The 13,497-nt window shown below is 55.3% G+C and carries 12 protein-coding genes; 11 read left to right on the top strand and 1 reads right to left on the bottom strand.

The window, feature by feature from the left end; genetic code table 11:
• Nucleotides 1-166 precede the first annotated feature (166 nt).
• From hemE to ACFVTJ_RS22245, 8 genes are all read left to right on the top strand, one after another.
• A complete protein-coding gene (hemE, locus tag ACFVTJ_RS22280) occupies nucleotides 167-1,201 on the top strand; it encodes a uroporphyrinogen decarboxylase (RefSeq protein WP_386910754.1) in 1,035 nt (344 codons plus the stop codon).
• The gene (hemJ, locus tag ACFVTJ_RS22275) at nucleotides 1,198-1,743 is read left to right on the top strand and encodes a protoporphyrinogen oxidase HemJ (protein ID WP_386910753.1); all 546 of its coding nucleotides are present in this window, start codon (nucleotides 1,198-1,200) and stop codon (nucleotides 1,741-1,743) included. The genes hemE and hemJ overlap by 4 nt, the downstream gene beginning before the upstream one ends.
• Before the next feature lie 186 nt (nucleotides 1,744-1,929).
• Nucleotides 1,930-3,195: a transcription termination factor Rho gene (gene rho / locus ACFVTJ_RS22270; protein ID WP_004444236.1), complete on the top strand. Its 1,266-nt coding sequence runs from the start codon at nucleotides 1,930-1,932 to the stop codon at nucleotides 3,193-3,195.
• 89 nt (nucleotides 3,196-3,284) lie between these two features.
• Nucleotides 3,285-4,613, top strand: a complete 1,329-nt coding sequence (gene mnmE / locus ACFVTJ_RS22265; RefSeq protein ID WP_386910752.1) for a tRNA uridine-5-carboxymethylaminomethyl(34) synthesis GTPase MnmE — start codon at nucleotides 3,285-3,287, stop codon at nucleotides 4,611-4,613.
• Between the two features lie 62 nt (nucleotides 4,614-4,675).
• Nucleotides 4,676-6,559: a tRNA uridine-5-carboxymethylaminomethyl(34) synthesis enzyme MnmG gene (mnmG, locus tag ACFVTJ_RS22260; RefSeq protein ID WP_386910751.1), complete on the top strand. Its 1,884-nt coding sequence runs from the start codon at nucleotides 4,676-4,678 to the stop codon at nucleotides 6,557-6,559.
• A gap of 11 nt (nucleotides 6,560-6,570) precedes the next feature.
• On the top strand, nucleotides 6,571-7,188 hold the full coding sequence (gene rsmG / locus ACFVTJ_RS22255; RefSeq protein WP_386910750.1) for a 16S rRNA (guanine(527)-N(7))-methyltransferase RsmG: 618 nt from the start codon (nucleotides 6,571-6,573) through the stop codon (nucleotides 7,186-7,188).
• A gap of 19 nt (nucleotides 7,189-7,207) precedes the next feature.
• Nucleotides 7,208-8,002, top strand: coding sequence for a ParA family protein (locus ACFVTJ_RS22250; RefSeq protein ID WP_386910749.1), 795 nt, complete (start codon nucleotides 7,208-7,210; stop codon nucleotides 8,000-8,002).
• A 29-nt stretch (nucleotides 8,003-8,031) separates the two neighbouring features.
• The gene (locus ACFVTJ_RS22245) at nucleotides 8,032-8,913 is read left to right on the top strand and encodes a ParB/RepB/Spo0J family partition protein (RefSeq protein WP_386910748.1); all 882 of its coding nucleotides are present in this window, start codon (nucleotides 8,032-8,034) and stop codon (nucleotides 8,911-8,913) included.
• A 61-nt stretch (nucleotides 8,914-8,974) separates the two neighbouring features.
• On the opposite strand, the gene ACFVTJ_RS22240 is transcribed toward ACFVTJ_RS22245, so the two are convergent.
• Complete coding sequence (locus ACFVTJ_RS22240; protein WP_386910747.1) at nucleotides 8,975-9,187, bottom strand: DUF1674 domain-containing protein; 213 nt, start codon at nucleotides 9,185-9,187, stop codon at nucleotides 8,975-8,977.
• Nucleotides 9,188-9,303: 116 nt separating this feature from the next.
• On the opposite strand from ACFVTJ_RS22240, the gene htpX reads away from it, so the two are divergent.
• The 3 genes from htpX (at nucleotide 9,304) to ACFVTJ_RS22225 (ending at nucleotide 13,444) form a co-directional block, all read left to right on the top strand.
• Nucleotides 9,304-10,269 carry a zinc metalloprotease HtpX gene (htpX, locus tag ACFVTJ_RS22235; RefSeq protein WP_386910746.1) on the top strand — a complete coding sequence of 322 codons (966 nt, stop codon included), beginning with the start codon at nucleotides 9,304-9,306 and terminating at the stop codon, nucleotides 10,267-10,269.
• Nucleotides 10,266-11,651 (top strand): RsmB/NOP family class I SAM-dependent RNA methyltransferase, encoded by a 1,386-nt coding sequence (locus tag ACFVTJ_RS22230; RefSeq protein ID WP_386910745.1) that lies wholly within the window; start codon nucleotides 10,266-10,268, stop codon nucleotides 11,649-11,651. The genes htpX and ACFVTJ_RS22230 overlap by 4 nt, the downstream gene beginning before the upstream one ends.
• Before the next feature lie 125 nt (nucleotides 11,652-11,776).
• Complete coding sequence (locus ACFVTJ_RS22225; RefSeq protein ID WP_386910799.1) at nucleotides 11,777-13,444, top strand: heparinase II/III family protein; 1,668 nt, start codon at nucleotides 11,777-11,779, stop codon at nucleotides 13,442-13,444.
• Nucleotides 13,445-13,497: the final 53 nt, after the last annotated feature.

Below are 13,497 nucleotides of genomic sequence, written 5' to 3'. Positions count from 1 at the left end.
CTTGGTTATCCTCAAACATCCGTTTGATAAATATCCGCAGGCACGGTGGATATATGCCCGCTGCGGCATTTCGACTGGACTGATTTTAATCCTTGCTACCCACAGACTCTAAGAAATAGAAAATCTTTTAAATCTCTTTGATTTTATTTTTTAGAAGCTGGGTGCCATGAGCGAACGCAAGGTTATGACTGTTTTGAACGGGAAGACGGTCACACCGCCGCCCATATGGCTGATGCGTCAGGCTGGGCGTTATCTTCCGGAGTATCGGGAAACGCGGAAGAGTGCCGGAAGTTTCCTGGATCTCTGTTATAATCCCGAGCTGGCGAGTGAAGTGACCCTTCAGCCCATTCGCCGGTTCGGGCTGGATGCAGCCATTCTCTTTTCCGATATTCTTGTCATCCCAGACGCGCTTCATCGCAATGTTTCCTTCAGCGAAGGCAAAGGTCCGGCCATGGACCCGATTGATGTAAGCGGTATCGAAAAGCTCGATGCGTCTGATGTCATGGCGCATCTTTCGCCGGTATTCGAAACGGTGTCGCGTCTGCGCAGCACGTTGCCCGATGAAACGACGCTTCTCGGCTTTTGTGGCGCGCCCTGGACGGTTGCGACCTATATGATCGCCGGCCACGGAACGCCTGATCAGGCGCCGGCGCGATTGTTCGGTTATCAGGAGCCGGCAGCCATGGAAAAGCTGCTGGCTTTCCTCGCTGATGTCTCTGCCGATTATCTCGTGCAGCAGATCGATGCGGGCGCCGACGCGGTTCAGATATTCGATTCCTGGGCCGGCGTGCTCGGCGAAAAGGAATTCGCGGAATATGCGATCAGGCCGGTCGCCCGCATCATCGCGTCGGTCCGCGCGCGCCGTCCTTCGGCAAAGATCATCGCTTTCGCCAAGGGAGCCGGTTATCTGCTCAAGGATTATCGCCGCAAGACGGGTGCTGATGCCATTGGCCTCGATTGGTCTGTGCCGCTGAGTTTCGCCAGGGATCTGCAGAAGGAAGGCCCGGTGCAGGGTAATCTCGACCCGATGTTAATGGTGGCCGGCGGTGTAGCATTACAGGATGGCATTGATGCCGTGCTGCAGGCGCTTGGGCAGGGTCCGCTGATCTTTAATCTCGGCCATGGCATCACCCCGCAGGCAGACCCGGAAAACGTCACCCGGCTGGTGCAGCGGGTCCGCACGGTTGGAGGTGCCGGATGAACGAGGAAAAACAAACCTCGGCGCGTTCCGGAAACAAAGCAGTTTTGCGGGCGGGTATCGCACTTGGCGTCTTTGCCGCTTTCATTGCGTTGCTGTTTTATGCCGATCCGGCCGATCTCTATCTTTGGATCAAGGCGCTGCATATCATCGCGGTGATTTCGTGGATGGCCGCGATTTTTTATCTGCCGCGGCTTTTTATCTATCACACGGATGCGCCTGTAGGCTCCCAGCAGTCAGAAACCTTCAAGGTGATGGAGCAGCGACTGATCAAGGTGATCATGAACCCGGCGATGATGATCTCCTGGACGTTGGGGCTTTATCTCGCATGGTCGGTTTATGGTTTTTCCGGCGGCTGGCTGCATGCGAAAATTGGGCTGGTCGTGCTTATGACCGCCGCGCATGTTTACTTCAGCCGCAGCGCGAGACGTTTTGCGCGGGATGAAAATACCAGGCCGGCCCGTCACTGGCGGTTGATGAACGAAGTTCCGACCGTCCTGATGATCCTGATTGTCATACTTGTGGTTGTGAAACCCTTTGGTTAAGACGGTGCGACGATAAATTTCGCGGAATTCGTGCTTTCCTCTTGCAGCCGCCGTGTTCAATCGCTATTTTCAGGCCACTCATCTTCGTGGCATGTGAATTATTCAGTCATCTGCGGTTTCTCCCACAGCATCTGATTCGCGAACACGCCCTCCCCCGACATTACATTATCAAACGGTCTTCCCTTCATGGCTGAAATGAAGCTTCAGGAACTTAAGAGCAAATCGCCTACCGACTTGCTGACTTTTGCCGAATCCCTGGAAGTTGAAAATGCGAGCACCATGCGCAAGCAGGAGCTCATGTTCGCAATCCTCAAGGTTCTCGCGAGCCAGGACATCGAAATCATCGGCGAAGGCGTCGTTGAAGTCCTGCAGGACGGGTTCGGGTTCCTGCGTTCTGCAAACGCAAACTATCTGCCCGGCCCGGATGATATCTATATCTCGCCCTCGCAGATCCGCCGCTTCTCGTTGAAGACCGGTGACACTGTTGAAGGGCCGATCCGCGGTCCGAAGGAAGGCGAACGCTATTTCGCGCTTCTTAAGGTCAATACGATCAATTTCGACGACCCGGAAAAGATTCGCCACAAGGTACATTTCGACAATCTGACGCCGCTCTACCCCAATGAGCGCTTCAAGATGGAACTGGATGTTCCGACATCGAAGGACCTGTCCTCACGCGTCATCGATCTCGTGGCGCCGCTCGGCAAGGGCCAGCGTGGATTGATCGTTGCGCCGCCGCGTACCGGTAAAACGGTTCTGCTGCAGAATATTGCCCATTCCATCACGGCGAACCATCCGGAATGCTACCTGATCGTTCTCCTGATTGACGAGCGTCCCGAAGAAGTGACAGACATGCAGCGTTCGGTGAAGGGTGAGGTTGTGTCCTCCACCTTTGACGAACCGGCTGTACGCCACGTCCAGGTCGCCGAAATGGTGATCGAAAAGGCGAAGCGTCTGGTCGAGCATGGCCGTGACGTTGTCATTCTGCTCGATTCCATCACGCGTCTTGGCCGCGCCTATAACACGGTCGTTCCCTCCTCCGGTAAGGTTCTGACCGGTGGTGTGGATGCCAACGCCCTGCAGCGCCCGAAGCGCTTCTTTGGTGCAGCGCGTAACATCGAAGAAGGTGGCTCGCTGACGATCATTGCGACGGCGCTTATCGATACGGGCAGCCGTATGGATGAAGTTATCTTCGAAGAGTTCAAGGGTACCGGTAACTCGGAAATCGTGCTTGACCGCAAGGTTGCCGACAAGCGTATCTTCCCAGCGCTGGATATTCTGAAATCCGGTACACGTAAGGAAGACCTGCTGGTGCCACGTCAGGACCTGCAGAAGATCTTCGTTCTTCGCCGCATTCTCGCACCGATGGGAACGATGGACGCCATCGAATTCCTGATCGACAAGCTGAAGCAGACCAAGAACAATTCGGATTTCTTCGAATCGATGAATACCTGATCCGAACTTTATCCGGATTCATCATAAGAGCTTTAAAGCCGTATCCGTTCATTCGGGTGCGGCTTGACTGTTTTAAACCGAGGTAACGGATGTCAGCTTCCGCAGATACGATCTATGCGTTGTCCAGTGGTGCGGTACCTGCGGGTGTCGCAGTTCTTCGAGTGAGCGGCGCGAACGCTTTCGATGTTTTGAATAAGCTGACGGGCAAGGATCTTCCCTCACCGAGAAGAGCGAGCCTTTGTTCGATTCGGAATCGAAACAATGAGATCATCGACCAGGCGCTGGTGTTGGTCTTTCCAGCACCCAATTCCTTTACGGGCGAAAATTGCGTCGAAATTCACTGCCACGGCAGCCGCGCAGTTGTGGCTTCCATTTTTGCGGAGCTTGAAAATCTGGAAGGACTGCGGCCTGCGGAGGCCGGTGAATTTTCCCGCAGAGCCTTTGAGAATGGCAAGATGGACCTGCTTGAGGTTGAAGGCCTGGCTGATCTGTTGCAGGCGGAAACGGAGATGCAACGGCGGTTGGCGGTCGAACAAAGCAGTGGCCAGCTCTCGGCTCTCTATGATGGCTGGGCTAATCGCCTGACGCGTGCTCGGGCCTTAATCGAGGCTGAGCTGGATTTTGCCGACGAGGAGGACGTCCCGGATTCCGTTTCTACTCGCGTCTGGGAAGCGATGGTGGAACTGAGAGGTGAGATCACCAGTCATCTTCAAGGTGGTGGCAGCGGTGAAATCATTCGCGATGGTTTCAAAGTGGCGCTTGTGGGTGAACCGAATGCGGGCAAATCGACGCTGCTTAACGCGTTGAGCGGTAGGGATGTGGCGATCGTTACCGACATTGCGGGCACGACCAGGGATGTCTTGAGCGTCGACATCAATCTGGATGGGTATCTGGTCCGACTATTCGATACCGCAGGAATCCGGGAGACACAGGATGTGGTGGAGCAGGAAGGTGTGCGGCGTGCGGTTCTGACTGCGGAGACCGCAGACCTTATTCTCTTGTTGCAAGATAATGATTCGACTCCGAAACAATCTGTCGGCACCTTCGATAATCAGAGCTTCTTGCGAGTGAGGACAAAAACCGCAATTCATTCACGCGCGTCGGGGGATGAGTTTGATCTGTCGGTTTCTGCAAAAGAGGGTATTGGCCTCGTCGAATTGCGCTCAGTCCTCAAGCGAGAGATAGAAAAACGCGTTGGTGCCGGTCAAACACTGGTTCCGGCCCGTGCTCGCCATAAAAAACGACTTGAAGAGACGTTGAACTATGTTAGTGATGCGCTCGATTCCGAGACCCTAGACCTTGCGATAAGGTCGGAATATTTAAGGCTCGCCGCTACATCGCTTGGGCGGATCACTGGTCGAGTTGACGTTGAAGATTTGCTCGGCGTGATCTTCTCGGAATTCTGCATAGGAAAATGATTCACGTGAAACATCGGCACACTCTGTGGTGAGGTCGATGCATTAGAACAGGGCGCAGAAATATGCACCAGTCATTCGATGTCGTCGTTATTGGTGGTGGTCATGCCGGCAGTGAAGCTGCCGCCGCGGCCGCAAGACATGGTGCAAAAACCGCTCTTGTTACCCATAAGCGCGAGACGATCGGGGTCATGTCCTGTAATCCCGCTATTGGTGGCCTGGGAAAGGGTCATCTCGTTCGCGAGATCGACGCTCTCGACGGATTGATGGGCAGAGTTGCCGACGCCGCCGGTATTCAGTTCCGCATGCTCAATCGGAAAAAGGGCCCAGCGGTTCGAGGGCCGCGCACGCAGGCTGACCGCCGGCTCTATCGTGAGGCGATGCAGCGGGAAATCGATGCGATTGATAATCTGACAATTATCGAGGGCGATGCTTTCGATATCGAAATGGACAATGATCGGGTTGCTGCGGTCATCATGAAAAACGGTAGCCGGATTCACTGCGGCTCCGTGGTGCTTACGAGCGGAACTTTTCTCCGAGGCCTTATCCATATCGGTTCCGAAAAGATTCCAGCCGGTCGTGTTGGCGAAAATCCCTCTCTCGGCCTGTCGGACACGCTATCGCGGCTTGGACTGGTGATGGGTCGGCTTAAAACCGGGACTCCTGCCCGGTTAGATGGGCGTAGCATCGACTGGAGCGCTGTGGATCGACAGTCTGCCGATGAGGATCCAGTCCCATTTTCATTTATGACGGACCATATCCTTAATCCGCAAGTTGAATGCGGCGTGACCCGCACGACCCCGGCCGGTCACAAGATTATCACGGATAATATTCATCTATCCGCCATGTATTCCGGACAGATCGAAGGGGTTGGTCCGCGTTATTGCCCATCAATTGAGGACAAGATTACCCGCTTTGGTGAAAGGGACGGCCATCAGATATTTCTGGAGCCGGAAGGCCTCGATGATCATACCATTTATCCCAATGGTATCTCGACTTCCCTGCCCGCTTCTGTTCAGGAGCAATTTATCCGCACGATACCAGGCCTTGAGCAGGTCATGATTCTTCAGCCAGGTTATGCGATAGAATACGATTATGTCGATCCCCGCGAATTGAAACCCTCTCTAGAATGCCGCAAGATCCCAGGGCTGTTTCTCGCTGGCCAGATCAATGGCACAACGGGTTATGAAGAGGCGGGCGCTCAGGGTCTTGTCGCGGGCTTGAATGCCTCGCTCTATGCGGGCAATGCAGATCCGCTTTATTTCAGCAGAACCGAATCCTATATCGGCGTAATGATCGATGATCTGACATCCAAAGGCGTCAGCGAGCCCTATCGCATGTTTACGTCACGGGCAGAATATCGTCTTTCCCTTCGCGTGGATAACGCCGATCTCCGACTTACGCCCATTGCCCAAAAGGCTGGTATCCTCGGTCTTGCGCGCCAGCAGCGCTTTGCAAGTTTTCTCTCCGATCTCGATCATGGTCGCGCGCTAATGAAGGAACTCTCCATCAGCCCGTCACAGGCCGCCAAGCAAGGCCTGAAACTTAATCAGGATGGTCAGCGTCGATCCGTCTATGAGCTGCTTGCATATCCTGACACGACCTTCCAAGCGCTGGCAGAACATTGGCCTGAACTTAACATTCTCAACGCTAAGGTCGCCGAAGTGCTGCAGATTGAAGCGAGTTACGCTGTCTATATGCAGCGGCAAAGCGCTGATATTGTCGATATCAAACGGGATGAAGACAGAAAAATTCCTGATGATTTCGATTTTCAGAGCCTATCAGGTCTTTCCAATGAGCTTAAACAAAAGCTAGAAAAAGCCCGGCCCGAGAATATTGCACAGGCCGCCCGTGTTGACGGCATGACGCCCGCTGCTATATCGCTGCTGCTCGCACTTCTGCGGAAAAGTACTGCAACGCGAAGTGAACAATTGCACATGCACCAATAGCGAGTCGGATTATGAAGATAAACGGCCAGAGTGTTTCACGTGAAACACAGGAGAGGCTCGAACATTTTGTCGAGCTTTTCAAGAAGTGGAATAAGACCACAAATCTGGTAGCGCCCTCTACGCTGACGGAGCTTTGGAGCCGCCACGTTGCCGATAGCGCGCAGATCTTCCAGCTCTCGCCCCAACCCAAAAAATGGATTGATCTTGGCAGCGGTGGTGGCTTTCCCGGGGTTATCACCGCGATCTTTCTGACCGAACTTGGTGATGGCTGGGTCGATCTGGTCGAAAGCAACAATAAAAAGGCTGCGTTTTTACGAATCGCACTGAAGGAAACCGGTGCCAGAGGCGCAGTTCATCCGGTCAGGATCGAGACGGCATCTGAAATTATAAGGACTTGCGATGCTGTTTCGGCGCGTGCCCTTGCTGAGCTGGATCTACTTTTTGAGTATATTCATCCCTGGGCGCAGAATAATCCCAATCTCAAGGCGTATTTTAATAAAGGCCGGGATTATGAGTCCGAGGTGCAGAAAGCGCATGGTCGCTGGCAGTTTGATCTGGTAAAACATCGGAGTGCCATTGAGGCAGATTCTGTTGTTCTTGAAATCAGCAACCTCGTTTTGAGGCGCTGACAAGCTGGCCAGGTGCGGCATGACCTTTGAAAAAAACCGAATTATCGCAGTTGCAAACCAGAAAGGCGGCGTTGGCAAGACAACAACCGCTATCAATCTGGCGACCGCGCTAGCGGCTATCGGTGAGCGCGTGCTGATCGTGGATCTCGACCCGCAGGGTAATGCGAGTACTGGCCTTGGGATTGACCGCAAAGAGCGTAAGCTTTCGTCTTATGATCTTCTGGTAGGAGAACATGGTGTTGCGGAAGTTGCTGTTCCCACAGCGGTTCCCAATCTTGATATCATCCCTTCCACGATGGATTTGCTCGGCTTCGAGATGCAGGTCGCAACTGTTGCCAACCGCGTTTTCCTGTTGCGTGCAGCGATGGAAACGCAAGAGGCCAGGAGCTATTCTTATATTCTCGTCGATTGCCCACCCTCTTTTAACCTTTTGACGATGAATGCGATGACGGCTGCGCATTCCGTGCTGGTGCCGCTGCAATGTGAGTTCTTTGCCCTGGAAGGTTTGAGCCAGCTGCTGGATACGGTCAGCCAGATACGTGGTTCAGTCAACCCGCAGCTCGATATTCAGGGCATCGTTTTGACGATGTTCGATGCGCGTAACAATCTTGCGCAGCAAGTCGTTTCGGACGTGCGTACGCATCTTGGGGAAAAGGTTTATCACACCCTTATTCCGCGCAATGTCCGTGTTTCGGAAGCGCCGTCCTATGGTAAACCGGCCATTCTCTATGATCTGAAATGTGCCGGCAGCCAGGCCTATTTACAGTTGGCATCCGAAGTAATCCAGAGAGAGCGTCTGCGCAAAGCTGCCTGACACTTGCGGACTGTATGGAGTAATATCTTATGAGTGATGATCTTTCTAAGCGTCGACTGGGGCGCGGTCTTGCTGCATTGATCGGAGAAATGGATCAGCCGGTGCCCGTCGGTGAGCCGCAGCGCGCCGTCAATGCTGATCGCACCATTCCGATTGAATTCATCGCCCGCAGCCAAAGAAACCCGCGACGTCATTTCGATGAAAACGAGCTGCAGGATCTTGCAGCATCGATCCGTCAGCACGGAATAGTTCAGCCGGTAGTGGTAAGAACGGTCGGAGTCAACCGATACGAGATCATCGCCGGTGAGCGCCGCTGGCGCGCGGCACAGCTCGCCGGCTTTACCGATGTGCCCGTCATTGTTCGTGACGTGGATGACCGGACGGCGCTGGAACTCGCCATCGTTGAAAACGTGCAGCGTTCCGATCTCAATCCGCTTGAAGAGGCGATGGGTTACGAGCAGCTGATCGCCGAGCACGGTTACACGCAGAATGATCTCGGCGAAATCATCGGCAAGAGCCGGAGCCATGTTGCCAATAGTCTGCGGCTTCTGAAGCTTCCCGATCCGGTGCGGGATATGCTGGCGGATGGTTCGCTTTCCGCGGGTCACGCACGTGCGCTGGTTTCTACTTCAGATCCGGCGACCTTGGCACGTACGATCGTATCCAAGGGGCTTTCGGTACGCGATGCCGAGCGTCTGGCACAAAACGACATCAAATCCCAGGGCGAGACCGTTGAAAAACGTCCGGCTGGGGAAAAGGACTCGGATACCATCGCTCTCGAACGCAGCCTTTCCGATGCACTCGGCCTTGATGTAAAAATCAGCCATAAGGGTGGGTCGGGGCAGATTCGTATTGGTTACCGCACGCTTGAACAGCTTGAGGCCGTCTGCCGGCTGCTGGAGCAGAAATAATTAAATATCTGTTTTTACTGATAAATACCCGCCTTTGGCGGGTATTTTCGTGTATGGGCGCTCAAAAATCGATAGCCCTGCCCTTTATTTCGTAATCACCGAAACGAACCGGTTCCGCACCGCCGCGACCACCGGTCTCAGGCGGTAATTGAAGTTCTGCCTGCTGCTGGCGTCGTTCTTCCGCTTCCTTCAGCGCCCGCTGCGCTGCGGGTGAAAGTCGTTTCACCCGTTCCGCGCCCTCTTCGGCGCCGTTGTCATTATCCGCATTTTGCATGGAATCCTCCCTATGACGGGATATTGAAATATGATTGCTGCTTCCCAGATTATATAATCGAACGGGTTTTATAAACCCCACAATATTTCTGGCGAGTGAGAAGGAGAGTTCAACGGATGAACATGATGCGCACGGCAATGCTTCTGGCCTTCATGACCGCATTGTTCATGGGTGTCGGTTTTCTGATTGGCGGAAAGGGCGGCATGATGATTGCGCTGCTCATCGCCGCCGGTATGAACCTCTTTTCCTACTGGAATTCCGACAAGATGGTCCTGTCAGCCTATCGCGCCCGGGAGATCGATGAGGCGAATGCACCCGAGTTTTTTCACATGATCCGGGACTTATCCCAGAATGCCGGCTTGCCCATGCCGAAGGTCTATATATACGACAGTCCGCAGCCAAACGCCTTCGCGACGGGTCGAAATCCTGAGAACGCGGCTGTTGCGGCATCGACAGGGCTGCTGGAGCGTTTGACGCCCCAGGAGGTGGCTGGTGTCATGGCGCATGAGCTCGCCCATGTGCAGAACCGCGATACACTGACAATGACAATTACCGCAACGCTCGCGGGTGCGATTTCCATGCTCGGCAATTTTGCCTTCTTTTTTGGCGGCAACAGGGAAAATAATAATAACCCGCTGGGCTTCATCGGCGTGCTGGTCGCGATGATCGTGGCGCCGCTTGCGGCAATGCTGGTGCAGATGGCAATCAGCCGCACCCGGGAATATTCTGCCGACCGCCGCGGTGCCGAAATCTGTGGCAATCCCCTCTGGCTTGCCTCTGCCCTGCAGAAGATTTCAGGCATGGCGCAGCAAATTCACAATGACGATGCCGAACGCAACCCGGCTACGGCGCATATGTTCATCATCAATCCGCTCTCCGGCGAGCGTATGGACAATCTCTTTTCCACGCATCCCAACACGGAAAACCGTGTGGCGGCGCTGCACGCCATGGCACAGGAGTTTTCCCCGCGAGGATCGACGCCGCCGCCATCGAGTGATAGACCCTTGCGCAAATCAAGTTCCGTTCCCAGGACAGGTTGGGGGCGAGGCAATGAAAACGAGCGCAAGGGGCCGTGGTCTTGACATCCGATATTCAGAATAAGCCGGCGCGGTCCAAAAAACTGAAGCCGGCACATGGAAGGGGCCGTGAAGACGGCCCTTCGTCTTTCGAGGACAAGCCGGGTCTTGCTGCGCGCATTGCCGCCACCCGCATTCTCGCGGCGGTTCTGGAAAAGAAGACCTCCATGGATGGGATGCTCGACAGCGAAAACGGCAATCCCGTTTATCGTGCTTTGTCGCTCGCAGACCGGGCGCTGGTGAGGGCCATCGTCAATAGCGCGCTTCGTCACCTTCCCCGCGTCGAGACGGCGTTGTCGATGTTATTGGATGGGCCATTGCCGCAAGGCGCGCGATCGCTGCATCACGTCCTTGTCGTTGGTGCTGCGCAGATGCTTTACCTCGATGTGCCGGACCATTCTGCTGTCGATCTTGCCGTGGAGCAGGCGCATCGCGATCCACGCAACCGACGCTTCGTAAAGCTGGTCAATGCCGTGCTCCGAAGGCTCGGTCGTGAAAAAGCGGAGATCGAAAAGGCCATCGCTGACGTCCCGGTCTTGCCGGACTGGTTCTATGCGCGGCTTGTTTCGGCTTATGGCGACGAGGTGGCCCAAAGGATTTCGGAGGCACAGCTGACGCCGTCGTCTATTGATCTGACGGTGAAGGCTGATCCTGCTCTCTGGGCGGAGAAACTGGGCGGTACGCTTATGCCGAATGGCAGTGTGCGTTTGGGCGAGTTCGAAGGCCAGATCCCTTCGCTGGACGGTTTCACTGAGGGGGCGTGGTGGGTGCAGGATCTCGCGGCCAGCATGCCTGTGAAGCTGCTGGGTGATATTTCCGGCAAGCGCGTCGCCGATCTTTGTGCTGCTCCCGGCGGCAAGACCGCCCAGCTTGCACTGGCAGGCGCCAGGGTCACGGCGCTGGATCAATCCGGTAACCGTCTTCGCCGCCTGCGGGAAAATCTCGACCGCCTTGGCCTCCATGCCGAAACGGTGGAAACCAATATGCTGAAATATCAGCCGGAACAGCTTTTCGACGCGGTACTGCTCGATGCGCCCTGTTCGTCTACCGGAACTTTGCGCAAGCATCCCGATGTCTGCTGGACGAAGGATGAGAACGACATTGCCAAACTTGCAGCACTTCAGGGCCAGATGCTGCGACATGCGCTCACCCTTGTCGGGCCGGGTGGTCTTGTTGTCTTTTCGAATTGCTCGCTTGATCCTTCCGAAGGGGAAGAGATGATTGCCAAGATTCTGGCGGAAAATCCGAACGTGGAGCGCGTTGCCGTTCAAAGGGAAAACTGGCCCGGAATGGAAGCGGCCATCAGCGCTGCGGGTGATCTTCGCACGACGCCTGATATGTTCGGTGGCGTCGATGGGTTCTTTAGCAGTGTCTTGCGGAAGAAGTAGAAAAAAGCCAAGCTCTCGCGAATCATTAGACATTTATCGAAAACGTTCCGATCATCGCGGTTCACTGATAAAAACAAAACATGTGAAACGGGAAACACAGCTTGTTAGGGTCCTTCGCAGGCAGCATGAATGCCGCCGGTCTTCTTTCGCGCATGGCGTACCGTCATCTGTGTGTCGGCCTTACGCCGTTGCGTCTGCATCTGTCGCGATTTGCCAACCGTGTGCCCGACGGTCTGGTGGCCGCTCCCACCGATCTGCGGGCGATCGATCCGTATTTTGCCGAGGAATTGTTGCGCGGGCGCATTGCGCTTGCCGGACGGGTCGTTGAGACCGGCGGTGCTTCGCCTTTCCAGGTCGATTATCCTTCAGCAGTTTTTGAAGAACGGCTACATGCATTCAGTTGGCTGCGGCACATTCGCTCCGATAAATCGAGCGAGGCTTGCAAGCGCGCGCGCCGCATCGTCGTCGAGTGGATGGTATTGCATGGCAAACGCGTTACGGGCACTGCATGGTCACCTGAAATCGCGGCGCAGAGGCTGATCGCCTGGCTCTCGCACTCTCCCGTAGTTTTATACGAGGCTGATGCGGGCTTTTATCGGCGTTTTCTAAAAAACCTCGCTTTTCACGTGCGTTATCTCGAACGGATCGTCAAACATGCACCGGATGGTGAAGCGCGGCTGCGGATCAGGATAGCGCTTGCGATGGCTTCCATCGCCATGCCGACGCGGCTGTCGCGGATCAACCGGAACGGAATGAAGCTGGCTCAAGAAATGGAACGCCAGATTCTGCCCGATGGTGGGCATGTTTCCCGCAATCCTCGGGTCATGCTGGATTTGCTGCTTGATCTCCTCCCGTTGAGGCAAAGCTACATCAACCTCGGCCATGACCTGCCGTCCGGACTGGTGCCGGCGATAGACCGTATGTTTCCGGCGATCCGGTTTTTCCGGCACCAGGGCGGCGATCTTGCACTGTTCAACGGTGCCACCGCGACGCTCGCCAACGAGCTTGTTTCTGTGCTGCGTTATGATGAAACCGCCGGCCGGCCCTCCAAAGTCCTGCCGGATGTGAATTACCACCGGCTTGCGACCGATGAGACTGTCATCATCGTGGATACCGGTTATCCCGGTTCGGCGGAACTGTCGCGCAGCGCCCATTCGGGCTGCCTCTCTTTCGAAATGTCCTGCGGCAAGAACCGGTTTATCGTCAACTCCGGGTTCCCGCGTAATGCTGCGCCTGAATATCAGCGTGCCAGCCGTTCCACGGCGGCCCATTCCACGGTTACGCTCGCCGATACGTCGTCCTGCAGATTGTCACGCTCAAGACTGCTAGGCCCGATCATGGTTTCGGGCGTCAGCCAGGTCGATAGCCGACGCGGATCGGATGCAAATGGCAATGACGTCCTTTGGGCGTCCCATGACGGCTACTTGCAGAATTTCGGCTGTTACCACGAGCGGGAAATAGAATTGAATGCGGCGGGCACCAAGATAAAGGGCCGCGACCTGCTTCGCACCGAAGAGGCGGCGGAGAAGGGGCAATTGCAGTCAGTGTCGGCGGTTTCCCGTTTCCATATTCACCCCCATATCCAGCTCCACCAGCGGGATGAGGAGTCGGTTTCTCTCGAGGCGGCGGATGGCACCACCTGGCTGTTCTCGGCGCCGGGACTGGAGCTCTTCGTGACCGAGGATGTCTTTATGGCCGACGCATCCGGCATGCGTCCGTCGCAGCAGATCGAATTGCCCTTTAATCTTGTCAATACGCGGGAAATCCGCTGGCTCATCGAACGCACGGGCTGAGGCCTTTCGGGCCGCGCAAGGCAAAAACCGCCATAGTTTTTGTCGTTCGGCAT

This window comes from Agrobacterium sp. NPDC058088 (genome assembly GCF_042885035.1).
GTDB lineage: Bacteria > Pseudomonadota > Alphaproteobacteria > Rhizobiales > Rhizobiaceae > Agrobacterium.
The sequence above is the reverse complement of the archived record's forward strand: the minus strand, read 5'-3'. Positions and strand labels throughout refer to the sequence as shown.

Bases quoted from the DNA above. Each gene is read 5' to 3' on its own strand.
- hemE (WP_386910754.1), top strand. From the start codon at position 167: ATGAGCGAACGCAAGGTTATGACTGTTTTGAACGGGAAGACGGTCACA.
- hemJ (WP_386910753.1), top strand. From the start codon at position 1,198: ATGAACGAGGAAAAACAAACCTCGGCGCGTTCCGGAAACAAAGCAGTT.
- rho (WP_004444236.1), top strand. From the start codon at position 1,930: ATGGCTGAAATGAAGCTTCAGGAACTTAAGAGCAAATCGCCTACCGAC.
- mnmE (WP_386910752.1), top strand. From the start codon at position 3,285: ATGTCAGCTTCCGCAGATACGATCTATGCGTTGTCCAGTGGTGCGGTA.
- mnmG (WP_386910751.1), top strand. From the start codon at position 4,676: ATGCACCAGTCATTCGATGTCGTCGTTATTGGTGGTGGTCATGCCGGC.
- rsmG (WP_386910750.1), top strand. From the start codon at position 6,571: ATGAAGATAAACGGCCAGAGTGTTTCACGTGAAACACAGGAGAGGCTC.
- ACFVTJ_RS22250 (WP_386910749.1), top strand. From the start codon at position 7,208: ATGACCTTTGAAAAAAACCGAATTATCGCAGTTGCAAACCAGAAAGGC.
- ACFVTJ_RS22245 (WP_386910748.1), top strand. From the start codon at position 8,032: ATGAGTGATGATCTTTCTAAGCGTCGACTGGGGCGCGGTCTTGCTGCA.
- ACFVTJ_RS22240 (WP_386910747.1), bottom strand. From the start codon at position 9,187: ATGCAAAATGCGGATAATGACAACGGCGCCGAAGAGGGCGCGGAACGG.
- htpX (WP_386910746.1), top strand. From the start codon at position 9,304: ATGAACATGATGCGCACGGCAATGCTTCTGGCCTTCATGACCGCATTG.
- ACFVTJ_RS22225 (WP_386910799.1), top strand. From the start codon at position 11,777: ATGAATGCCGCCGGTCTTCTTTCGCGCATGGCGTACCGTCATCTGTGT.